Annotated in this window: 18 protein-coding genes and 1 other annotated feature; of the genes, 14 read left to right on the forward strand and 4 right to left on the reverse strand. The window is 40.0% G+C overall.

What is annotated here, in order from left to right; translation table 11 throughout:
* The first annotated feature begins 19 nt into the window (after positions 1-19).
* On the forward strand, positions 20-1,105 hold the full coding sequence (locus E7303_RS01230) for a threonine aldolase family protein (protein ID WP_292143472.1): 1,086 nt from the start codon (positions 20-22) through the stop codon (positions 1,103-1,105).
* A 56-nt stretch (positions 1,106-1,161) separates the two neighbouring features.
* Here the strand turns inward: E7303_RS01230 and E7303_RS01235 are convergent, their stop codons facing one another.
* Positions 1,162-2,727 (reverse strand): glycoside hydrolase family 28 protein, encoded by a 1,566-nt coding sequence (locus tag E7303_RS01235; protein WP_292143473.1) that lies wholly within the window; start codon positions 2,725-2,727, stop codon positions 1,162-1,164.
* A 207-nt stretch (positions 2,728-2,934) separates the two neighbouring features.
* Here E7303_RS01235 and E7303_RS01240 point away from each other — a divergent pair, with 207 nt between their 5' ends.
* On the forward strand, positions 2,935-3,621 hold the full coding sequence (locus tag E7303_RS01240; protein WP_103869846.1) for an MIP/aquaporin family protein: 687 nt from the start codon (positions 2,935-2,937) through the stop codon (positions 3,619-3,621).
* Positions 3,622-3,676: 55 nt separating this feature from the next.
* Positions 3,677-3,913: a binding site (T-box leader), on the forward strand.
* Positions 3,914-3,953: 40 nt separating this feature from the next.
* Positions 3,954-7,145, forward strand: coding sequence for an isoleucine--tRNA ligase (gene ileS / locus E7303_RS01245; RefSeq protein WP_292143474.1), 3,192 nt, complete (start codon positions 3,954-3,956; stop codon positions 7,143-7,145).
* Positions 7,146-7,213: 68 nt separating this feature from the next.
* Here the strand turns inward: ileS and E7303_RS01250 are convergent, their stop codons facing one another.
* Complete coding sequence (locus E7303_RS01250) at positions 7,214-7,672, reverse strand: DUF3592 domain-containing protein (protein WP_292143475.1); 459 nt, start codon at positions 7,670-7,672, stop codon at positions 7,214-7,216.
* Between the two features lie 138 nt (positions 7,673-7,810).
* On the opposite strand from E7303_RS01250, the gene E7303_RS01255 reads away from it, so the two are divergent.
* The 10 genes from E7303_RS01255 (at position 7,811) to E7303_RS01300 (ending at position 22,028) form a co-directional block, all read left to right on the forward strand.
* Positions 7,811-8,353 carry a helix-turn-helix domain-containing protein gene (locus tag E7303_RS01255; RefSeq protein ID WP_074888002.1) on the forward strand — a complete coding sequence of 181 codons (543 nt, stop codon included), beginning with the start codon at positions 7,811-7,813 and terminating at the stop codon, positions 8,351-8,353.
* Between the two features lie 3 nt (positions 8,354-8,356).
* Positions 8,357-9,163: a hypothetical protein gene (locus tag E7303_RS01260; protein WP_292143476.1), complete on the forward strand. Its 807-nt coding sequence runs from the start codon at positions 8,357-8,359 to the stop codon at positions 9,161-9,163.
* A 136-nt stretch (positions 9,164-9,299) separates the two neighbouring features.
* Positions 9,300-9,776: a helix-turn-helix domain-containing protein gene (locus E7303_RS01265; protein WP_292143477.1), complete on the forward strand. Its 477-nt coding sequence runs from the start codon at positions 9,300-9,302 to the stop codon at positions 9,774-9,776.
* An 875-nt stretch (positions 9,777-10,651) separates the two neighbouring features.
* Positions 10,652-11,971: a flagellin gene (locus E7303_RS01270; protein WP_292143478.1), complete on the forward strand. Its 1,320-nt coding sequence runs from the start codon at positions 10,652-10,654 to the stop codon at positions 11,969-11,971.
* A gap of 30 nt (positions 11,972-12,001) precedes the next feature.
* Entirely contained in the window at positions 12,002-13,843 is a 1,842-nt protein-coding gene (locus E7303_RS01275) for a flagellinolysin (protein WP_292143479.1), read from the forward strand.
* Positions 13,844-14,015: 172 nt separating this feature from the next.
* On the forward strand, positions 14,016-16,487 hold the full coding sequence (locus tag E7303_RS01280) for a glycogen/starch/alpha-glucan phosphorylase (RefSeq protein WP_292143480.1): 2,472 nt from the start codon (positions 14,016-14,018) through the stop codon (positions 16,485-16,487).
* A gap of 130 nt (positions 16,488-16,617) precedes the next feature.
* The gene (locus E7303_RS01285; protein ID WP_292143481.1) at positions 16,618-17,532 is read left to right on the forward strand and encodes an AraC family transcriptional regulator; all 915 of its coding nucleotides are present in this window, start codon (positions 16,618-16,620) and stop codon (positions 17,530-17,532) included.
* Between the two features lie 108 nt (positions 17,533-17,640).
* Positions 17,641-18,819: a 5-bromo-4-chloroindolyl phosphate hydrolysis family protein gene (locus E7303_RS01290; RefSeq protein WP_292143482.1), complete on the forward strand. Its 1,179-nt coding sequence runs from the start codon at positions 17,641-17,643 to the stop codon at positions 18,817-18,819.
* A gap of 66 nt (positions 18,820-18,885) precedes the next feature.
* Positions 18,886-20,046, forward strand: a complete 1,161-nt coding sequence (locus tag E7303_RS01295; protein WP_292143483.1) for a toxic anion resistance protein — start codon at positions 18,886-18,888, stop codon at positions 20,044-20,046.
* A gap of 131 nt (positions 20,047-20,177) precedes the next feature.
* A complete protein-coding gene (locus E7303_RS01300) occupies positions 20,178-22,028 on the forward strand; it encodes a helix-turn-helix domain-containing protein (protein ID WP_292143484.1) in 1,851 nt (616 codons plus the stop codon).
* Here E7303_RS01300 and E7303_RS01305 read toward each other — a convergent pair.
* Complete coding sequence (locus E7303_RS01305) at positions 22,022-22,240, reverse strand: hypothetical protein (protein WP_292143485.1); 219 nt, start codon at positions 22,238-22,240, stop codon at positions 22,022-22,024. The genes E7303_RS01300 and E7303_RS01305 overlap by 7 nt on opposite strands.
* Before the next feature lie 190 nt (positions 22,241-22,430).
* Here E7303_RS01305 and E7303_RS01310 point away from each other — a divergent pair, with 190 nt between their 5' ends.
* Positions 22,431-23,303: a glycosyltransferase family 2 protein gene (locus E7303_RS01310; RefSeq protein WP_292143486.1), complete on the forward strand. Its 873-nt coding sequence runs from the start codon at positions 22,431-22,433 to the stop codon at positions 23,301-23,303.
* A 57-nt stretch (positions 23,304-23,360) separates the two neighbouring features.
* On the opposite strand, the gene galT is transcribed toward E7303_RS01310, so the two are convergent.
* On the reverse strand, positions 23,361-24,896 hold the full coding sequence (gene galT / locus E7303_RS01315) for a UDP-glucose--hexose-1-phosphate uridylyltransferase (protein ID WP_292143487.1): 1,536 nt from the start codon (positions 24,894-24,896) through the stop codon (positions 23,361-23,363).
* Positions 24,897-24,934 lie beyond the last annotated feature (38 nt).

Consider the following 24,934-nt stretch of genomic DNA (forward strand, 5'->3'; position numbering starts at 1 on the left):
TAAGGGGTAAAATAACGATATGAAGGATAGGATTTCTTTTTCCAGTGATTACACAAAGGGCGCTCACCCACTGATCTTGCAGCGTTTGCAGGAGACAAATTTTGAACAGATCACCGGCTACGGAACAGATGATTATTGCAAGAGTGCAGCAGATAAAATCAAGAAGAGCTGCAATGCAAAAGATGCAGATGTGTTCTTTTTAGTCGGAGGTACTCAGACAAACCAAACGGTCATCGATATGCTTCTTGAGCCATATGAAGGCGTTGTTGCGGCGCAGACAGGCCATGTTGCCGCCCATGAAGCCGGTGCCATCGAATTCTCGGGCCATAAAGTCCTGACTCTTCCAAGTTTTAATGAAGAACCGCAGTTTACGGACAAGGAAAAGCCCTGTTATTCAGACCAGGTCGGAAAGATAAAAGGCGCTGATCTAAAGAAACTCATTGATGATTTTTACGCCGATGACAACCATGAGCACATGGTTTTCCCAGGGGCAGTTTACATTTCCCATCCCACAGAATATGGCACATTGTACTCCAAGGCTGAGCTTGAGGAGATATCAGGAATCTGCAAAGAGTACAAGATTCCTCTGTTTCTTGACGGAGCAAGACTAGGCTATGGTCTTATGAGCAAAAGAACTGATGTCACAATAGAAGACATTGCAAGACTTGTAGATGTGTTCTATGTGGGCGGAACCAAGGTTGGAGCATTGTTTGGAGAAGCAGTTGTATTTACAAAGGGTGTCCCTGTTAAGCATCCTGTCCCTGTGATAAAGCAGCACGGCGCACTTCTTGCAAAGGGTTGGCTCCTTGGCCTTCAGTTCGACACTCTTTTTACAGATGATCTCTACATGAAGATCAGCAAGAATGCAATAGAAATGGCTGAGATCCTAAGAAATAAGCTTGTTGAGAGAGGTTATCAGATATATATCGACTCCCCAACAAACCAGCAGTTTGTTGTTATGGAAGATAATAAGTTAAAAGAGCTTTCAGAGCATGTAAGCTACGGATTCTGGGAGAAGCTTGATGATACCCATACTGTTGTGAGATTTGCCACAGACTGGGCAACAACAGTAGAAGATATTGATACGCTATTTAAATATTTATAATACTCAACAAAAAGAAAAAGCTTACCTTGTTTTAGAGGGTAAGCTTTTTCTTTTTATTAGTTAATTCGTGGAACGCTTTTTATATTTTCAAAAGAGACATTCTCACAATATTCCATATGGATGCTATCAGACCCTTCTGCAGGATTTTCCATGGTTATGTTCTTAAAAGAAATATTTTTTATCTCGTAACCGGGCTCATCAAATCCACATAGGAGTATTGAAGGGCAGTCGTGCCATTCGTTTTTGCCGGCATTGTTGTCGAGGTAGCGCCCTAGGATATGGAGTCTTTCAAAATGGCAAAAACCTAGTACCGGAGGCACTTTTGAACCTTCACCGTCGTCGTTGTAGCCAACAGAATGCATCTGGATGTGGGAAGCAGTTATATCTCTTACAATGACATTTTTAACATACCCGCCTCGTTTCTTGGTGGCTTTGATTTCAATTCCGGACCAGGTGGGTCCCATATCGCAGTCCCAAAGCCTTACATCTTCAACTCCTCCAGACATTTCACTTCCTATGCAAAGTCCGTGGCCAAAGTGACAGATACTGTCAAAAACTCGAATGTGCTTGGTGGGCCTGTTTATAACGTTTCCTTCAGGATTTTTACCGGATTTGATAGCTACTGAATCATCCTCGGTGTAGAACTCGCAGGCGTATAGCGTGGAGTTTGTTGATGAATCGGGATCCCAGCCATCTCCGTTCCAGACCCCTTCAGATTTCAAAATGCAGTGGTCAGTTACGACTCTGTCGGAATAGATGAAGTGGAGATTCCAGGAAGGTCCGTATCCAAGGGTGAGACCATGGATCCAAATGTTCTGACAGTTGCTCATGTTGATGAGCCTTCCGCGGAATCTACTGGCAATGGTCTCAGGCTTTTCATATTCTTTTATCTTATCTCCGAGAGAGGCGATGTAGTCCTTAAGGCGCTCGCCCTCAATTCTGGCAATGGCTTTCGCAAGAGTAGCTCCACCGCCCATGATGCTTCCTTTTCCGTGGATCAGTACATTCTCGCAATTGTATCCGGCGTCATGGTCGAGCTCGCCCATATTCAGAAGGCTTCTGTAGCACTCCATTTCATAGCCTTCGAAGCGACTCTTTATCTTGGGAAGATAGTCGAAAGGCTCTTCAGAGCCCTGCAAAAGAGCTCCCTCATCAAGGTATATTTCTGTGTTTGAATGGACGTTTAGAGCGCCTGTCAAAAATGTTCCGGCGGGAATATAGAGAGATGTCTTGTCATCACAGGCATCAAGAGCAGCCTGGATAGCATCGGTGTTTAATGTTTTTCCATCGCCAACTGCATAATATGGAGCTTTTGTGATGTCAATCCTCTCACGTGTTTTTTTCGTGTGGATCTTAAGATCCCCCAGAAGAACCGGATCTTTTTTGCCTGGTCCATCCTTCTCAGGAGAATAGACGATATAAACCGATATTCCATAGGAAGTATCAGGAGTAAGACCTGTGAGAGAAGCGTGGGTCTTATTAGTCTTTATGGTGTCAAGAGTCTCGGCATTTACCACCAGGTACTCACAAGCAGGATCTGCATCTAGCGGAAGATCCCAAAAGATTTCTGCGAAGGTATCGGCAACTCTGTAATCTAAAAGAAAATCAAAACAAATACTCATAGGAAATCCTCTTTTCTAATGTATAAATCCATCATACGTGCAGAGAAAAAATGAATCTATCTGAAAATGACCTTAAATCACGCAGTTTCAACCATACGAAAAAACATTAAAATAATATGCAAAATCCTAAACAAAAGGGTTATAATACAGTTGTAGCTTGAAATTTGCCGATGGGGCGGCAATTTTTTACATCAGGAGGGAAAAGGTATGAAGAAATATGTAGCAGAGTGTATTGGAACAGCGGTATTAGTGGTATTGGGCTGTGGAACAGCGATGCTTGTTGGGTGCGATGCGGCAAATGGCAGTGGATATCTTCTGACTGCGCTTGCTTTTGGTCTGACCATCGTTGGCATGGCTTATTGTGTTGGCAATATATCGGGATGCCATATCAATCCGGCGGTTTCACTTGGTGTATTCATGAGAGGCGGGTTATCGCTTAATGATTTCATCGGTTATGTGATCTCTCAGGTTTTGGGATCAATAATCGGTTCAGGGATCCTGGCAATTATCTTTGGAGTTGGCGGCGTGACTGATAAGACAGGAGGATTTGGCGCAAACGGACTGGCCGGTGTAAATGGCAATCCTCTGGCAGGCCTTTGCGTTGAGATAGTTCTTACATTTGTATTTGTATTTACTATTCTCGGTGTTACATCAGATAAAGCAGGTCACGGCTCTTTTGGCGGACTTATAATAGGCTTTACTCTTGTTCTTGTTCATATTCTTGGAATCGGACTTACCGGAACATCTGTAAATCCGGCAAGAAGTTTCGGCCCTGCACTGTTTGCAGCATTCACAGGAAATTCAGCTCCTCTTGCAAGCCTTTGGGTTTTCATTGTTGGACCACTTGCAGGGGCAGCAATTGCAGCTCTTTTGTATAATTATCTTGAAGAGTAATTTTTATCTTGCATGGTAAAAAAATAAGTAGTATTATATGAACGTTATTAAGAATAAAAAAGCTGTGACGAAGACAGTAGGCAGTGTATGAAAGCTTTCAGAGAGCCGGCGGTTGGTGTGAGCTGGTGCGAGTAGACGCTATCGAAAATCACTTCTGAGCTGCAGGATTGAACCTATAGTAGATCCTGACGAGTATCCCTTCGTTAACGGGAAGCGTATTCAACCATTTTAAATGGCGCGTATGTGTAAACAGGTGGTATAACGAGAGTGTAATTACAGCCTCGTCCTTTTTACAAGGACGGGGCTTTTGTTGTTAAGAAAGGAGCTCAAAAATGTATTCAAAAGTCGAAACTGACATGAATTTCGTCGGCAGAGAGAAAAAGATTGAAGAATTCTGGAAAAAAGAAAACATCTTCCAGAAGAGTGTTGACACCAGAAGTAAGGGTGAAATGTATATGTTCTATGATGGCCCGCCAACAGCCAATGGTAAGCCACATATCGGACACGTTCTTACCCGTGCTATCAAGGATATGATCCCGAGATACCGTACAATGAAGGGATATACAGTTCCACGTAAGGCTGGTTGGGATACACACGGTCTTCCTGTTGAGCTCGAAGTTGAGAAGATGCTTGGTCTTGATGGCAAAGAGCAGATCGAAGAGTACGGAATAGAGCCTTTCATCAAAAAATGTAAGGAATCTGTTTGGAAATATAAAGGAATGTGGGAAGATTTCTCAGGCACAGTCGGATTCTGGGCTGATATGGAACACCCATATATCACATACGATGACAATTTCATTGAGTCTGAATGGTGGGCTCTTAATGAGATCTGGAAGAAAGGTCTTTTGTACAAGGGCTTTAAGGTAGTTCCTTACTGTCCTCGTTGTGGCACACCTCTTTCATCACACGAGGTTGCACAGGGTTATAAGACATTAAAAGAGCGTTCAGCTATCGTGCGTTTCAAGGTTAAGGGCGAGGATGCTTACTTCCTTGCATGGACAACAACACCTTGGACACTTCCTTCAAACATCGGACTTTGCGTAAATCCTAATGAGAAATACGTCAAGGTTAAGGCAGCAGATGGCAATGTATACTATCTTGCACAGGCACTTGCAGATAACGTACTTGGAAGCCTTGCAAAAGAAGAAGGCGAAAAGGCCTATGAAGTTCTTGAGACATACGTTGGTACAGATCTTGAGTACAAAGAGTACGAGCCACTTTATCAGTGCGCAGCTGATGAGACAGAGAAACAGCACAAGAAGGCCTTCTTTATCTACTGCGATACATATGTAACTATGACAGATGGTACAGGTATTGTACATATCGCTCCTGCATTCGGTGAAGACGACGCAAGAGTTGGTCGTAAGTATGATGCTCCTCTTGTTCAGATGGTTGATTCAGAGGGACGCCTTAAACCTGAAACTCCTTTTGCAGGTATGAGATGTAAGCCTACACAGAAGGAAATGGACGAGGGTGCTATCAGTGCAGATCCAGAGGTATTAAAAGACCTTGATAAGAGAGGACTTCTCTTTGGCGCACCAAAGATGGAGCATGATTATCCTCACTGCTGGAGATGTGGAACACCACTTCTTTACTATGCTCGTTCATCATGGTTCATCAAAGTTACAGAAGTTAAGGATGACCTTATCCGCAACAATAAAGAGATCAACTGGGTTCCTGAGTCAATCGGTAAGGGACGTTTTGGTGACTGGCTTGAGAACATCCAGGATTGGGGTATCTCACGTGACAGATATTGGGGAACACCTCTTAATATCTGGGAGTGCGATGACTGTGGACATCAGCTTTCTGTTGGTTCAAGGAAAGAACTCGCTGAGCTTTCAGGAGATCCTTCAGCGCAGACTGTTGAGCTTCACAGACCATATATTGATAAATTTGAGATCACATGTCCTAAGTGCGGCAAGAAGATGCACAGGGTAAAAGAAGTTATCGACTGCTGGTTCGATTCAGGAGCAATGCCATTTGCTCAGCTTCACTACCCATTTGAGAATAAAGAACTCTTCGAGAAGCAGTTCCCTGCTGAGTTTATTTCAGAGGCTGTAGACCAGACAAGAGGATGGTTCTATTCACTTCACGCTGAGGCAACACTTCTTTTCAACAAACCTGCATTTAAGAATGTTATAGTTCTTGGCCTTGTGCAGGATGAGAATGGACAGAAGATGAGTAAGTCAAAGGGCAATGCGGTTGATCCTTTCGATGCACTTGAAAAATACGGCGCAGATGCTATCAGATGGTACTTCTACACTAACAGTGCTCCATGGCTTCCTAGTAGATTCTCAGGAGATGCCGTTATGGAAGGACAGCGTAAGTTCCTGGGAACACTTTGGAACACATATGCGTTCTTTACACTTTATGCAAACATCGATGGATTCGATGCTGCAAACTATAAGCTTGAGACAGATAAGCTCACAGTTATGGATAAGTGGCTTCTTTCAAAGCTTAACAGCTGCGTAAAGGCTGTAGATGAGAATCTTGCAAACTATCGTATTCCTGAAGCAGGCAAGGCACTTGATAGCTTTGTAGACGAGATGTCTAACTGGTATGTACGCCGCTCACGTGAAAGATTCTGGGCTAAGGGAATGGAGCAGGATAAGATTTCTGCTTACATGACTCTTTACACAGCACTTGTAACAGTATGTAAGGCAGCAGCTCCTATGGTTCCATTCATGACTGAGGAGATTTATCAGAACCTCGTAAGAAACAGCTTCAAGGATGCTCCTGAAAGTATTCACCTCTGCGATTTCCCTGAGGTTGATGAGAGCATGATCGATACAAAGCTTGAGAAAGATATGGAAGAAGTTCTTGATATCGTTGTTCTTGGACGTGCAGCAAGAAATGCAGCAAACATCAAGAATCGTCAGCCTATCGGTCAGATGTATGTAAAAGCAGAAGAGACTGTTGGCGAGTTCTATACTGAGATCATCAGAGAAGAGCTCAATGTTAAGAATGTAAGCTTTACAGACGATGTTCGTGACTTCACAAGTTATACATTCAAGCCACAGCTTAAGACATTAGGACCTAAGTATGGTAAGAACATCGGAGCTATCAAGAGTTATCTTGAAGGTCTTGATGGAAATGCCACAATGGATGAGCTTAACAGAGGCGGAAGCATCAAGTTCACAGTAAATGACGTTGATGTAGAGCTTGTTAAGGAAGATCTTCTCATTGAGATGGCTCAGAAGGAAGGCTTTATTTCTCAGGAGAACTGGGGTATCACAGTTGTTCTTGATACAAACCTTTCAGAAGAACTTTTGAATGAAGGTTTCGTACTTGAAGTAATCAGTAAGGTTCAGACAATGCGTAAGGATTCCGGATTCGAAGTTATGGATCACATCAAGGTTTCCTTAAATGGCAATGACAAGCTTGCTGAGATCATCAAGGCTAATGAAAGCAGCATCTCAACAAAGGTTCTTGCTAATGAGATTATCTATGGCTCTGATGTAGCAAATGCAAAAGAGTGGGATATCAACGGCGAGAAAGTTACAATCGGCGTAGAAAAAGTTTGATATTAAATACACCCTATAGAGTTAATGCCAAACATTGCTCTATAGGGTGTTTCTTTTTCAAAAAGAGTTTATAAACTGAAAAATAAAATGAAAAATCCAACCAGGAAAAGAATGATGCCGGTGATAATAAATATTGTAGAAGTTATCTTTTGGCCGGAAAAATTTGTAGCAGTATACGCCTGATTCGGATTCTGAGGATTATATAGAATCTGCAAAATCTCTCCGATCGGAGGGAGATTTTCTTCAAGGTGGCTCTGGCTACCTTCTATAGTATATTCCGTGCCATCCACTACATATTGAACAACAGGAATGTAAATTCTGTGGCCTTCGTGGTCAGTGTCATTATAATAATCAATGACTTTACCGGTGCATGCGCCGCTGCAGTTTTTGATCATATCTTTAGTAGACTTTATTATTCTGTATGAGATATAGGAAAAAAGAGCTCCCCCAGCTATAAGTCCTATACCAACTATCATTCCGGTGCTGATTTTTATAGCAAAAAAGATGCTTGCGATTGTTAGTAACATAACTTTTTTCACCTCCGAAAAAATAATACCACTTTACCGGATATGGAAAAACAATAATTGCTACCACATTTTTTTCGGTAAAATTAAGTTGAATAGCCGCCAAAAATGTGGTTATAATAATTTATGGAGGACTAAGCTATGGCAAAGTATATAACTCCTACAGGAGTGACCGCAGAAGAAATAAAGCTTGTACGAGAGATTTTGGGAATGACGCAAAAGGAATTTGCGGAGTTTGTAAATGTTTCGAAGCGTACAGTTGAAAGATGGGAATCCACAGATGAACAAATAACGGGTCCTATTACGGTGCTATCAGATTTAATAATCAAGAATCATGGATTGGCGGAAGAACTTTCGGTTCCACAGAAAAAATACAAAATGCGTTTGTGGTACATGTATCATGATTTCGTGTGCACAATAATTGATGTTGACGAGATGGAAAAGAAGGTGTTAATACACAACTATATTTCCAATCCATTGTATAGAGCATTTGGAGTTAATACTGAGCCCACCTATGACGAATATGTAGAGTTTATAAAATCCAGATGTTTTCCGGAGAGCAGGGATAAACTCAAACTTGAGCTAAAAAGATTAGACATACCTTTTTATGATCCAATCATGATAATTGAGAAAACGCAAGGCCGTATGGCTGACGATGACTTTTGGATAAAATTGGAGTGGTAAAGCATGGTAGAGCTTTTAGATAAAGATATAAAAACTGAAAATCGAAAGTCTTCAAAAGGTAATCAACTCAAATTTGAGAGAGATGGAGTGTGGTACAAGGCTGATAATATGGGTTATGAGGGATTGGCAGAATGTGTAATATCAGCTCTTTTAACAAAATCATCCCTTGAAAAAGATGAGTATGTGAGCTATGACTTTGAGACAATAGGTTATAAGGGAAATACTTATAGAGGATGTAAAAGCATTGATTTCACCGATGGATGGAAATTAATTACTCTTGAAAGGCTTTTTGCGGATAATTTTGGAGAGTCGCTTAATAAGTTGATATATCGAACTCAGAGCCATGAAGACAGACTAAAACTGATAGTTAATCAGACCGAGCGCATTACAGGGCTTACAGGTTTTGGGGCTTATATGAACAAATTGCTTACTATTGATGCGCTATTTCTTAATGAAGACAGACATACGCACAATATAGCAGTTCTTATGAATGATAAGCATGAGTTTAGATTGTGTCCGGTATTTGATAATGGAGCAGGCCTTCTTTCAGATACAAAGATGGATTATCCTTTGGAGAGAGATGTTTTTTCACAGATAAATGATGTTAAACCCAAAACATTTTCAACATCTTTTGAGGAGCAACTTGAAATATCAGAAAAACTCTATGGACAGAATATTTCATTTCATTTTTCGCAAGAAGAGGTGGAGGATATATGTTTTACAGAGAACAATTACACAGATAAGGAAAAAGAACGTGTTGTGGAAGTGATTCTGGAGATGAAAAGGCGATATAAATATCTGTTTAAGTGATGGGAATAAAAAGGATAAAATACTTACCGTTTTTATAAATATGATAAAAAGCATTTCTAACTATTACATTTTGATAATTCCTGGACTAGCCTAAATATAGAGATTATGTAATAAATAAGCGGTTCAGGAGATAATCATGGCGGACACACCATTAACAAAACAGCTAAGAATGTTACGAAAACGTCATCATTATACACAGAAAAAGGTTTCAGATTATATTGGCACCACAAGAGCTAACTACTCACACTATGAAACAGGCATAACGATTCCTTCAAATGATATATTGAACAAGCTTTCTATCCTTTATGAAGTTCCGTTGATGCATCTTATAAAACTGTCAGCAGTGTCAAAGAAAGAAGAGCTTGAAAAGTTAAAACAAGGAGGATTTGATGGGCTATTCATTGATAATCCAATGTCATCCTCGCTTGATCCGTTATATCTTGAGTTCATCAATAACTGTCCGGAGATGAGTGACAGAGAATTGAAAGAGTGGATGGAACCTGAAGATTTGGAACTGATTTATTACTATCACCAATTATCGCCTCAGAATAAGAATATGGCAACAGAGATGGTAAGATTATTTGTTAAGAACGAACGCAATATAAAAAAATAGAAATTATACATGATGACGATAAGTGTTGTATCATTTATGAAAATAATGAGAAAAAGCGTAGCTAAAGAAGCTGCGCTTTATTTAGTTAGCGTAACACAGAAAAATAACAGGAAAGAGTAAGAAAATGCTATGAGTATGCGCTTTGTGGCATGCTTGAGAAAATTTTGATAAACGTTTGTTTGGTAAAAAATAAACAAAACATTGTGTAAGTTTTCTGGGTAATAAGAAGAAACCGATCAATCGAATTATTATACCGATTAATAAAAAACTAAAAAACGATTAATATAAGGGGCGTGCGATTCAGAACGGATTATTTTTTCACAAATTACACATATAATTATGTTAGCGGCGTGAAACAATGGCAGATAAGCGATATTTCCTTTTGCTAGGAATTATCGATATTCTGTGAATGGCGACAATAAAATTTCAAACCAACAAACGAGTGTTGAAATTGAACAACAGAGTTATCACAAATCCGACATATTTTTTTGTATTGTATTGCTAATTGTACTGTTATGACAGCTGTGATAGAGTGTTCTCTGCGCCAAAAAGCGCAGGGAAACGTTAAAAAAGGCATATGTGGAAGTCATGGGAGTTCTTTCTTGGATGTTTGACCGTTCAAAACTTGCAACAGTCGCATCACCGCATAATGAAAAATAGTATTAATGGTAAAAGGACGGTCATTTTATAAAACCGTCTTTTTTTTAAACATTTTTTTGAAACTGTATTTTAAATTCTATGATTTTAATAAAGATGTAATTTTTTTTCAATAATAACCGATATCATTAATAGCCGTAAGGATGCGGCATTACATGCAAGGATGCTTGTGTTTAGGAAATCCCTAAATCAATAGGGATAGTAGAAGGATCTTTGCCATGGTGATTCAGCACAATATAACTGCTATGAATTCTAATAGACAGCTTGGAATGACGACTTGGATGCAGGCCAAGTCGTCTGAAAAGCTGTCTTCTGGTTATAAGATCAATCGTGCTGCAGATGATGCAGCAGGTCTTGCTATTTCCGAAAAAATGAGAAGACAGGTAAGAGGGCTTACTCAGGCATCAGCCAATGCTCAAGATGGCATTTCTCTTGTTCAGATAGCTGATGGTGCTATGGCTGAAGTGCATGACATGCTCCAAAGATGTAATGAGCTGGCAGTAAAAGCCGCAAATGACACATTGACAGGTCAGGACAGATCTTACATACAGGCGGAAATAGATAGAATAAAAGAGGAAGTGGATGCTATAAATGGCAAAACAACTTTCAATGAAATATATGTATTAAAAGGAAAAGTCACAGGCGGGATAGATCTTGGAGTGAGTATAGACAGTGATACTCAGATGCCTTCATGGGCGATTATTTCTGATGCTGACGGTGGCTACATGTCTGGTACATATAATGATGGAACAAATAATTACGTGGCATCAAAAGTTGATTTTAGTGCATTTGATGGTTCAGATGCAAAGAAAGAGGAATTGGCAGGAACTGGAGTTAATACCACTTGTTGTACTTGTTATAATCACTACAGCATTAAATTCAATAACGGTGATGGCGACAGCATGGAAACAAGTGGTCAGCATTATATATATAACGTTGATATTTCAGGATGCAGTAATGGTAATGACATAGTAGCAAAGATTGCAGCATTAAGTACAGGGCACTTCACTGAATTTGAAGACGGTGGAAATGGAGTATTGATAATACATGATAACAGGCCTACGGCCACATCTGGAAATGGATATGGATTATTTGGCAATGGAGTGGCGCTGCAACAGACAAAGTACGATGATGCTGAAGGCGACATAATCTTACAGGTAGGTTCAGAGACATCTTCTGAAAATCAGATAACGCTGGAAATGCCATATATATGCGCTCAGACCTGCAAGATTGACTCTATTAGTGTACTTAGTCATGAACTGGCTAAAAGTGCGATAGAAAGTATAAAAAACGGGCTTGAATTTGTTAGTGAGCAGAGAAGCCGCATGGGAGCGTATCAAAACCGATTGGAGCATACAGTCCTTAATTTAGATAATGTTGTTGAAAATACACAAGCGGCCGAATCCAGAATAAGAGATACGGATATGGCTGCGGAGATGGTCAAATATTCAAATAACAATATATTACAGCAGGCGGGGCAGGCTATGCTTGCTCAGGCAAATCAGACAAACCAGGGAGTTTTATCACTCCTTCAGTAATATAGATACTTACAGATCTTTGAGGGAAGTATGGTCGTACAACATAATATAAGTGGCATGAATGCCAACAGACAACTGAATATTACGACTGGAATACAGGCTAAATCATCAGAAAAACTTTCGTCAGGATATAGAATAAATCGTGCTGCTGATGATGCTGCAGGTCTATCCATTTCTGAAAAGATGCGCCGTCAGGTAAGGGGGCTTACGCAGGCCTCAAAAAATGCTCAGGATGGAGTTTCTTTTGTTCAGATTGCCGATGGGGCACTTACAGAAGTTCATGACATGATTCAAAGAGGAAATGAACTTGCCGTAAAAGCTGCAAATGATACTCTTACTGCTGAAGACAGGTCATATATCAATCAGGAAATTTCAAAGCTTAAAGAAGAAATTGATGCCATAGGTGGTAAGACGACTTTTAATGAGATCCCTATTTTCCCTAAAAACGGTTCTGCAATTACTGAAGCCACTTCAGCCCAAAAGCAGCTTTTAAATAAGATTGCCAACGAAATGATTCCGACAGCAGTTTCTCAGATGATCACCGCACTTTCAGGGTCTCTGGGAGCAGCTCTTGGAACAATAACCTCAAATACAGATACTGCCGGTGCCATGGATTTACAGATAGCATATATAGATGGAGCCGGGGGAACATTAGCATACATGCAGGGAGCGCATTATCCATATAATGGAGCTGAGGACGTTTTTGCAGTTGAAACGCTTCTAATGAAAGTTGATTCTGCAGATTATACATCAGATTCTCTGGATGAAGAAACAAAACAGATGCTTGAATCAACAATAGCCCATGAGCTTATGCATGGACTTATGGATATAACTCTTCCTGAAGGAATGTGTAAAAGTGATACTGCTGACGATAACTATAATTTTCCCAAGTGGTTCGTAGAAGGCACGGCTCAGCTTATAGGCGGCGGATTCACGACAGGCTGGAATGATGCCCTTATGTATATTGCAAAGAGCTCTTTAAGTGATGCAGAAAAATTGTCAAATGTCCAGTCATATCTTTCTCAGTATACAGTTGAAGAGAGAGTATATGGACATGGGTATCTTGCATGTGCATATCTGTGCCAGTTGGCAAGTGGGGCTCCAGATGTAAGCAAAAGCAGCTTGCTGACAGGTGCTAATAAGATATTTAGTGCACTTTTGTCAAATGAAGAAAGTTATTCTTCAGGTGGTAGTGCGGATTCATTTAAAACAGTAATTAAAAATACTATTGCTTCGTCGGGTCTTACGATGGATCAGGTCATTAGTAATATAAACAGCGGTGAGCAGGCAGCAGCACAATTTGTTCTTGATCTGACAAACGCCAGCAAAAGCTCATCATCTCTTAATGGTGCGGGATCAATTATAGCATCTGACCTTAATTCTTCAGACGTTCTAGGTACAACGGTGACAACTAAACAGCTGATGTATGTAAAAGAATCCAGTGCCAGCGCTATTACGGATGATACAGATGAAACAGTTCTTTATCTTCAGGTGGGTTCAGAAACATCTTCAGAGAATCAGATTGCACTTAAGAGATTTGCAATGAATGCACAGGCAATAGGTGTAGCTACGGCCAACACACTTACCAGGGCTGATGCTCTTGAGGCAATTGGTTTCTTCAAGGGAGCGCTTATAAATGTGAGTACAATGCGCTCATATTATGGTGCAATGCAAAACCGCCTTGAGCATACGATTAAGAATCTGGACAATGTGGTAGAAAACACTCAGGCTGCTGAGTCAAGAATCCGTGACACAGATATGGCGGAGGAGATGGTCAGATATTCAAACCAAAAGATTCTTGAGCAGGCGGGTCAGGCAATGCTGGCCCAGGCCAATCAGACAAATCAGGGAGTGTTAGCGTTATTACAATAATAATAAAAACAAATGTGAAACCTCATGGACAGGGAAGTCCGGAGGCTTTTTTTATGTCTTTTTTGTTGGATTTTATGGAATTATAAACGGATATGCGGTAAAATTATTTCGTATACCATATTTTTTTATGAAATAAAAATATGGATTGCAATCAGTTCTATGAGGAGGCAACATGAAGAAAAAACCACTAAAGTTTGATAAGGACTTATTCAAAAGAAGTGTCCAGTACAACGTAAAGACTCTCTACAGAAAGACCATGGAAGAAGCTACTGAGCAAGAGCTTTACCAGGCAGCAGCCTATGCCATAAAGGATGCAATTGTAGATCATTGGATGACCACACAGAAAAAAGCAGCTGAGCAGGATCCAAAGATTGTGTATTACATGTCCATGGAATTTCTTATGGGAAGAGCATTTGGAAATAACCTGATAAACCTTCAGGCATATAAGCCGGTAAAAGAGGCCCTTGATGAGCTCAATATTGATTTAAATCTAATTGAGGATCAGGAGCCGGATCCAGCCCTTGGAAATGGTGGACTTGGAAGACTTGCTGCATGTTTTTTGGATTCTCTTTCAACTCTTGGATACGTGGCCTATGGTTGTGGAATCAGATATAAATACGGAATGTTCCGTCAGAAAATTCAGGATGGTTATCAGGTAGAAGTTCCGGATACATGGCTTGAGAACGGCAATCCATTTGAGCTTAGAAGAAATGAGTACGCCAAAGAAGTTAAGTTTGGCGGCTATGTAAATATGTATACAGACGAGCGTGGAAGAACCATGTTCAAGCAGGAAGGCTATCAGGTGGTAAGAGCTGTTCCTTATGATCTTCCGGTTGTTGGATATGGAAACGGAGTGGTCAATACCCTCAGAATATGGGATGCAGAGCCGGTTCAGTGCTTCCAGCTTGATTCTTTTGATAAGGGTGATTATCAGAAAGCTGTTGAGCAGGAGAATCTTGCGAGCCAGCTCTGTGAAGTTCTTTATCCAAATGATAATCATATTGCAGGAAAAGAGCTGAGACTTAAGCAGCAGTATTTCTTTATATCTGCTTCAGTACAGACTGCTCTTCAGAGATATCTTAAGCATCATGAGGATATCAGAAAGTTCTATGAAAAGAATGTATTCCAGCTAAATGACACTCATCCAACTGTTGCAGTTGCTGAGCTTATGAGACTTCTCATGGATGAATACTATCTTTCATGGGATGAGGCCTGGGATGTAACAACCAAGACCTGCTGCTACACCAACCATACGATCATGGCAGAAGCCCTTGAAAAGTGGCCTGTAGACCTGTTCCAGAGACTTCTTCCAAGAATTTATCAGATTGTTGATGAGATCAACAGAAGATTTGTTGATCAGATTATGCGTCAGTACTCAGGTTCAGCAGGAATCGATGTTCAGGCCAAGATCAGAAGCATGGCTATTCTCTATGACAATCAGGTTAAGATGGCACATCTTGCAATTGTGGGCGGACACTCAGTTAACGGCGTTGCAAGGCTCCACACAGAGATCCTTGAAAAGAGAGAGCTTAAGGATTTCTATGAGATGATGCCTGAGAAGTTCAACAATAAGACAAACGGTATCACTCAGAGAAGATTCCTTTTGCATGCAAATCCTCTTTTGGCTGACTGGGTAACAGAAAAGATCGGTGATGACTGGATCGTTGACCTGTCACAGATGGAGAAGCTCAAAGCCTTTGCTGACGACAAGAAAGCTCAGCAGGAGTTTATGGATATCAAGCTTCAGAATAAGAAGCGCCTTGCTAAATACATCCTGAAGCACAACGGAATTGAAGTCGATCCTAAGTCAATCTTTGATGTTCAGGTAAAGAGACTTCACGAATACAAGAGACAGCTCCTTAATATCCTTCAGGTTATTCATAAGTACAACGATATCAAGACACACCCTAATAAGGACTTTTATCCAAGGACTTATATCTTTGGCGCCAAGGCAGCAGCCGGTTATCTTACAGCAAAGCTTACTATCAAGCTTATCAATTCAGTAGCGGATGTTGTAAATAATGATCCTGATATAGGAGGCAAGATCAAAGTTGTATTTATAGAGGACTACAGAGTTTCAAATGCAGAGCTTATATTTGCGGCAGCAGATGTATCAGAACAGATCTCTACCGCTTCAAAAGAGGCTTCCGGTACAGGTAATATGAAGATGATGCTTAACGGAGCAGTAACTCTTGGAACCCTTGACGGAGCAAATGTTGAGATTGTTAACGAAGTTGGTGAAGAGAACGCGTTTATCTTTGGTCTTACTTCACAGGAAGTTATGGATTATGAGAGAAACGGCGGCTACAATCCAATGGATATCTACAACAGCAATCCTAATGTGAAAAAAGTTCTTGATATGCTGGTAGATGGAACCTTCTCTAAAGACAGAGAGCTCTTTAGACCGCTTTATAACTGTCTGTTAAATACAGTGAATTCAAACAGGGCAGATCAGTACTTTATCCTTAAGGATTTCGAGCCATACCTTGAGGCTCAGAAGAGAATATCTGATGCATATCAGGACAAGAAGCGTTGGGCAAAAATGGCACTTCTTAATACTGCAAGCTGTGGAAAATTCTCATCTGACAGAACTATCCAGGAATATGTAGACGACGTATGGCATCTGGATAAGCTTGAAATGTAAAAATGTTATATTAAAAAATGCGGCAGTGTCCAAAAATATTCTTGGGCACTGCTTTTTTGTGCTTTAAAACCCAATTCATAGTTGTTATAATGTTGCACAAAGAAATGAACTGTTATAGAAAGGGGTACCTATGGAAAAGGCCTATAAACTGCTTTTCAACACTGAAGAATCAGATGATCTGTACGTCTATTGCTGCGGACTTTCTCAGACAGAGGCGCATCATAGCTTTGGCCCTGCACTCAAGCCCCATTTTATGATCCACTATATCATGAGTGGAAAGGGCAGTTTTACGATAGGAGGCAACACCTATCCACTAAAAGAGGGATATGGTTTTTTGATTGTTCCAGATGAGCTTGCTTATTACGTGGCAGACGAGGAAAATCCATGGACATATGTGTGGATTGGTTTTGGTGGGAAAAGGGCTGAAAAAATAGTTTCACAGCTTGGGCTTTCTTTGCAGCAGCCCGTATTTAAAAGCGATAAGTCAGAAACCATCTATAATCTGGTAAAAGACATGATGGAGCACAATACATTTAGTGTGGAGGATGACCTTAGAAGAAACGGACTGCTTTCAATGTTTTTGTCAGTAATTGCTTCTGGCCTTTCCGTTACACCTAAAAGTGATTCGGGAACAGACAATGATTATGTGACCAGGGCACAGGCATTTGTGCGCAGTAATTACTGCAATCCCATCAAGGTCACTGATATTGCAGATTACGTCTGTATAAACAGAAGCTATCTATATACTTTGTTCCAAAATAGTTTGGGAATCTCACCTCAACAGTATCTGGCCAGCTATCGCATTGCCAAGGCGACAGAGCTTCTGCAGCTTACAGCTCTATCAGTGGAGGCTGTGGCCATATCCTGTGGATATTCGGATCCACTTGTCTTTTCCAAAGCCTTCAGACAGGAAAAGGGCGTTTCGCCATCAAAGTTCAGGAAGTCACTGCCAAAGAGCGATAACGCCATTAGCAGCAAGGAACATCTCAAGCAGGTGGAGCAGCTGATAGAGGCAAGACATATGGAATCCAATGACCCCAATTAATGCCAGATAGGGGCTGCTATTTTACCCTAAATAAAGTTGAATGTATGATGCAATTACTGTAAAATAAATTTGCATTTGCGATTCAGCAACACGCAGTGGAGGCTAGTTGTGGATAATAATACCCAAGAAGTAATAAGAGCCAGCGGTGAAATTTTAAAAAGTGTGACCGCGGCCATAGATAAAAACGATTATAGCAGGCTTGCCAGTGATATAACAAACACGATAAAGTCAGTCAGTTTTGAACCGAAGACTACTTATTCAAGTGCAAGAAGAAGCGGCGCTACACAGTATAGCGCGACAAAGACAAATAATTACAAACAGCCACAGTACCCGTTTTTTGCAAAAAGAGTCAGTAAATATCAGGGACTTCTCGAGGTTATTGTGGGAACTTCAGTATTCTTTTGCTTCCTGCCTTTAGTAATTGCTACAGCCTTTGTAGGTGGTTGGTGGTCACTACTTGGATTTGGAATTTTAGCTACGGTCAGCGGGGCTTTAGTTTTTCCAGGGATAGGCAAACTGAAGCTGGCCAAGCTTTTTCATCAATATGGCAATGCTGTTAAAGAGAATGAGTTCTTTAAGATCTCTGATCTTGCAAAGGCAGTTCTTAAGTCAGATTCTGAAGTGTTAAAAGACATTAAGAAGATGATTAAAAAAGGTTACCTGCCAAGAGCACGGCTTGATGCTACAGAGACAACCTGTATGATAACAGACGAAGCATATCAGCTTTATCTTGGCGCTGAGAAAGACAGACTCGAGAGAGAGAAAAGAGAGCTTGATCAGCAGAAGGCTTCAATAAATGTGGACAGCAGATCAAGAGAGAACCTTACAGGAGTTGATGCTATCCTTGCTGATGGTGAGGACTATATTAAGTACGTAAGAGCTACTAATGATATTATTCCTGACACAGAAGACATGTCTAATAAGCTCTACAGACTTGAGAGCATCATGAACAGGATCTTTGAGCAGGTAAAAAAGAATCCCCAGAGTGCTGAGGATCTTCACAAGCTCATGAACTATTATCTTCCAACTACCAAAAAGCTTTTGGAAGCTTATGTGGAACTGGATAGACAGACTGTTCAGGGAGAAAATGTTCAGCAGACCAAGAATGAGATTGATTCAGCAATGGATACCATAAATGAAGCTTTTGAAAAGCTTTTAGACAGTCTGTTCCAGGATATGGCATGGGATATTTCTTCAGATATTTCTGTTATGAAGACCATGATGGCGCAGGACGGACTTACAAATGATGGCGGCATGGCTATGCAGACTATGCCAAAATCAGAATGATCAAAATGTCGCATAAACAGCGAATCGGCTGTTAATAGTATTGTATGAGGATTTTAGGAGGAAAAAATGGGAGTAGATTTAGAATTTGATGCAGCACCGGCTGCACCATCACTAACATTTGGGGCAGAGGAGCAGGCTCAGACAGCTGCAGCACCGGCACCTGAAGAGGAGAAAAAAGACAACGGAAATATTGCTATGGAAGCACAGCTTTCTGCTGAAGAGCTTAAGCAGGTAGATGAGTTCAGCAAGCAGATTGATATCTCTAATTCAACAGGCATCATGAACTACGGTGTTGGCACACAGAAAAAGCTTGCAGATTTCTCAGAGAAAGCAATTGATAATGTCAAGACCAAGGACATGGGCGAAGTTGGTGACATGATCACTGATCTTGTTACACAGCTTAAAAACTTCGACGTTGAAGAGGAAGAAAAAGGCTTAAAGGCATTATTCAAAAAGAGTGCCAACAAGATCGAGTCATTAAAGGCCAAGTACAGCAAGGTTGAAACAAACGTCCAGACAATCAGCAACGAACTTGAAAAGCACCAGGTAACACTTATGAAGGACGTTGAGCTTTTGGACAGAATGTATGATCTTAACCTCAACTATTTCAAAGAGCTTACGATGTACATCCTTGCAGGTAAAAAGAAACTTGAGGAAGAGAGAAATACAACTCTTGTAGAGCTTCAGAAAAAGGCTGCAGAATCAGGCCTTCCTGAGGATGCTGAGAAGGCAAAAGACTTTGCTAACAAGTGCGACAGATTTGAGAAAAAAATCTACGATCTTGAACTTACAAGAACAATTGCAATGCAGACAGGTCCACAGATCCGCATGGTTCAGAGTTCTGACACAGTAATGGCTGAAAAGATCCAGTCAACCATCGTAAATACAATTCCGCTTTGGAAGAACCAGATGGTAATCGCAATTGGTATTGAGCATGCAACTCAGGCTGCTCAGGCAGAGCGTGAAGTTAACGATATGACTAATAAGCTCCTTAGAAAGAATGCAGATGCGCTTAAGACAGCTACAATCGAGAGTGCAAAAGAAGCAGAGAGAGGAATTGTTGATATTGAAACTCTTAAGCATACAAATGAGTCTCTTATCTCAACTCTCGATGAAGTGTTAAAGATTCAGACAGAAGGCAAGACAAAGCGTCGTGAAGCCGAGGCAGAGCTTGCTCAGATCGAAAATCAGCTTAAAGATAAGCTTTTAGAAGCTGCAAAGAACTAAGATTAAAAAATATATATGAGGGGGCGTAGAACCATCAATGATTCTATGCTCCTTTTCATATATTATGGAATCTAGTTGCGGTGCGAGAATGTTTCAAGGAACATTTCATCAATACAGGAAGGTATTACAGAATGAAAGACGACATAAAATTCCATGCATTTATGAAGATGACCAGAGAAGCTGCCAACGTATCTCTTGAGGAGGCTGGAAAAGGACTTTATACAAAGAGTATGATGGCGCAGATAGAAAAAGGAACAACTCTTCCTGACTATATGATGCGTAACCGTATCATGTCCAGATTGGGTATTTCATCAGAAGGTTATGAGGACTTTTTACAACCTGATGAATACAAAAGATATCTAAAGAGGATGGAGCTTATTAAGCTCATTGAGTCAAAAAGCTTTGCTGAAGCAGAAGAGCAAATTGATCAGGTTATTTTTGATGAAGATTTAAACCTGAATAAATTAGAGCTTCAGTTCTACTATGACATGAAGGCAAGATGCTTACATTTTAGAAAGGCTCCCTGGGGCGAAGTCTATGAAATGTATGAAAAAGCATGCTCTCTTACTATGATCGTTGAAGAAGTATGTGAGAAAAAGTTTGGCGTGTGGGCAACGCCCGAATACTTTTTGTTGTTTAAAATGTTGGAAGCCAAGGCAGAATGCTCAGTTACACCTGATGAAAGCTCTAAGATAGCAGATGTTTGCTTGTCATTGCTTGATCATCTTGAAGAGTCAGCTATTGATATTCTGGGAAAAGCGAAAGTATATACAGCAGGAGCTGTTGCTTTGGGAAACATTGCTCATAAGAATGATTATGTTCATGTGGACAAAAAGACAGTTCTTAAGCAGTACGACAAGGCTTTGAACTACTTAAAGCAAAAGAGCAGGAGCTATTATATAGCTGAGATTCTTTCGGGAAAGATCAGCGTATTGGAAGAAACCGGTAATGAAGAGGCGCTAAAAGAATCAAAAGAACTATATGACCTTTTTGCAGAAATCTATAGTGAATACGATGTGGACTATTTTATGGATTATAACTGCTATATCTACAGAGATTCAGATATTTACTGTTTTGGAGATGTTATTAAATCCAGAAGACAGATGCTGCAGATAAGCAGAGAAGAACTTGCAGACAGGGTTAAATGTTCCTATAGGACACTGATGCGTATTGAAAATGGTGCTATTTCAGCCCAGAAGGCCGTTCTGCGCCCTATTATGGATGAACTGAATATAAACTGTGACTATACTCGTTCAGATTTAATTACTGATGATAGGGAATTGGTGAATGAGTATTATTCGTTCGCAAATATGCTAAATAATTATGTGGCAGCAGATTACGAACAAATTTATACAGAATTGGAAAAAAGGATAGACTTTTCGTATACTTCCAATAAACAACTTTGGGACGCTATAAAACTGTATATTATCATGGGTGAAGGTAAGATAACAGAGGAACAATATACATCTAAATTGAAAGAAAATCTGGCTTTAACACTTCCTGTTCCTATTATGGAGATAGAAAATGGCTATCTTAGCCATGCTGAATTAAATGTATTGCTTGATATTGGAAAGTTTACTGAGGAACTTAATATCAAAAAGCATTTGATGGAGTATTTGCAGTTCTTTTGTAATAATCATGAATTGGGTGGACAACCAGTTGATTATGGCATGTATGAGACGGTAATGATCTGGCTGGCAGATGAATATAGCGATGCAGACAGAATAGAAAAAGTTGAAGAAATAGCAATGGAATTGTTAATTTTAGAATTAAAGAGCCACAGACTATTTGATCTTCATGGAGCATTGTTTATGCTGCTAAGAAATAATGCTAAAAAAGAGGAAAGAGATAATGAATATTATGAACAGAGCATTGATAAAATGATAAAGATATGTGATTTTATCAACAACTCCGTCCATAAAGAATACTATAACTTAATTAAGGAAATGATTGAAAAAAAAGAAGATTGGATGCATTACTGATTCTTGAACGCAGTTCTTGGGAAGTGTGACTGAAGAGTAATAATGTTTTCTTCAGATACAGTTGTGTCACCAACTAAATCACTTACAGAAACAGTTGTTGTCTCAGTGTTTGTATTTGTATTGTCTGAAACAGTAACGAATGGAAATGAAATAGTAAATGTGAGATTAAAAATAACAAGTACAAGAACAAGTAAGCTACTAAATTTTTTCATTTTAGTATCCTCCCAATAAGATTAGTTTTGTAAACTAAAATATATCAAAAGTCGCGCCGTTGCAAGTGACAGAGTGTTTTACTTTCATGATTTTTTTGTAAAATACTCTGTCACTTTTCTTTAGCACTGTAAAATTTTATTATGTTATTAACAACAAAACTTTGACTTGGTGAAAGGGGGCTATATAGTGATGAGTGAAAAAAACATCAGTGTGATCTTACCGGTTTATAATTCAGAAAAAACAATAGCAGAATGTATAGAGAACGCTCTACTTAGCCTTCGAGAGAATGATGAGCTCATAATAGTTGACGACGGATCAACAGATAATACACCAAATATATGCATGGATTATGCATGGAAATGCCCCAATGTAGTTTATAGGCAGCTGGAGAACAGAGGCCTCTTCCTGGCGAAGCTTGAGGGCATCAGAGTATCCAGAGGAGAATATATAAGCTTTATTGATGCCGATGATGTATGTGCTGAAAAAAGATATAAAGTGATGCACTCAGTTGCAGCAGAAAATGATGCGGATATTATATTCTTTGGAGCGATAATCAAAAGGGAAGGCTTTGATACGAAGGTCTATGATTCTGAGATGTTCCCGGGGAATTACTCAAGCAAAAAGATAATCGACTCCTTTGGGAAAATGCTTTTTGGAAAGCTTGATAGTGATGACAATTCATATACAGGTTACCTTTGGAATACATTGATCAAGAGAGAAGCTCTATGTGGCATGGAAGAATATGCCGGAGAAAAAATCCGCTATTATGATGATGAGATAATTATGCTTCATGCGCTTATGAAGGCTGATAAATGCGTTGTTTCCGAGAAAAAACTGTATCGATATGATTATTCAAGCTATAAAGCAATAAGAAAAAAGAAATCCTATGGTCCGCAAAATTGGGAAAATATAGTTACAGTCTATAATCTCAAAAAAGAAATGGCGATTGAAAATGATATTTATAACAGTGAGATAAAGTCCAGGCTTTCAACTTTTTTAGGACCAATCTCCTTTATGAGATTTATCATTGGTCAGGACTCTGCGGTGCCAAAGGCGTTATAAATATTATGAAGGGGAAAAATAAGACCCAGTCAGATGACTGAGTCTTATTATTTATCATTAAAGAGTTTTTACAAAGCGGTCGAAAGCTTCCTGCCCTTCGGGAGTTCTTTTGTAAACTCCGGCGTCTTCAAGAACATGCATGAAAACTTCGCCGATCTCATTCTGGATAATGTCATCGATATTTGTTTCATCGATGTGATCATATTTTTTGCTGAAGGCATCAACCCAATCAGCGTGCTTTTCAAGAACTTCGTCTTTTCTTATATCTTTTCCTGAAAGGATTGCTTCCTTAAGATCAGCCATTTCTTTCTTAAGTCTTGCAGGAAGTACTGCAAGGCCCATAACTTCAATAAGGCCGATGTTCTCCTTTTTAATATGATGAAGCTCTGCGTGAGGGTGGTATACACCTAGAGGATGTTCATCTGTTGTAATGTTGTTTCTAAGAACAAGGTCAAGCTCGAAGTCTTCGCCGCGTTTTCTTGCGATAGGAGTGATGGTGTTGTGAGGTGTTCCGTCTGTCTCAGCATAAATAAATGCAGCTTCGTCTGTGTAGCCTCTCCACTTATTTAAGATCACATCAGCAAGTGCAATTACTCTATTTACGTCAGGAGCAGAAATCCTTATAACTGACATAGGCCACTTTACAATGCCTGCCTTAACATCTTCAAAGCCGTTAACGGTAAAGGTTCTCTCAACAGGAGCCTTTGCCATGGCAAAGGTATAATGTCCGCCCTGGAAGTGGTCATGACTTAAGATTGAACCACCAACGATTGGAAGATCCGCATTGGATCCTACAAAGTAGTGAGGGAACTGTTTAACAAAATCAAAGAGCTTGCAGAAGGTATCATGCTCAATCTTCATAGGGATGTGCTTTGAATTAAACACGATGCAATGCTCATTGTAGTAAACATATGGAGAATACTGGAATCCCCATTTTGAGTTCTGGATTGTTACAGGAATGATCCTGTGATTCTCTCTTGCGGGGTGATCAACTCTTCCTGAATAGCCTTCGTTCTCCCAGCAAAGCTGACATTTAGGATAACCTGACTGCTTGGCATTTCTTGCAGCGGCAATTGCCTTAGGGTCTTTTTCAGGCTTTGAGAGATTGATTGTAATATCAAGGTCGCCGTACTCTGTAGGAGCGATCCATTTCATGTCCTTGGAAATGCGGTATCTTCTGATGTAATCTGTGTTCTTTGAAAACTCATAGTAGAAGTTTGTAGCTGCCTCAGGACTTTCTGCAAGCTTTTCATTGAACTTTTTGATGATGTTGCTTGGTCTGTCTGTAAGCTCGCCCATGAGCTTTGTATCAAACAGGTCTCTGTAGACAACGCTGTCATTTTCTAAAAGACCATTTGCAGCGGCATAGTCATCGAGCACTTTAAGAACATTTTCAAGGAATGTTCCCTTTTCAATCTCATCTGCAGGAAGCTCTTTTGCCAGGGCTTCTATGTCTGCTGCTTCATAATCAGCAGCGTCAATTCCAAGATCAATAAGGATTGAATTGATGGCGTAGATCACGTCTTCTTTTTCTATAAGGCCCTGTTTAAGGGCATATGCAACAAGGTTATTGATTGCGTTTTGTATATCCATGATAACTCCTCATATTTAAAGCTTAAATGCCAGGAACA

It is taken from the genome of Butyrivibrio sp. (assembly GCF_015056685.1).
Lineage (GTDB): Bacteria > Bacillota > Clostridia > Lachnospirales > Lachnospiraceae > Butyrivibrio.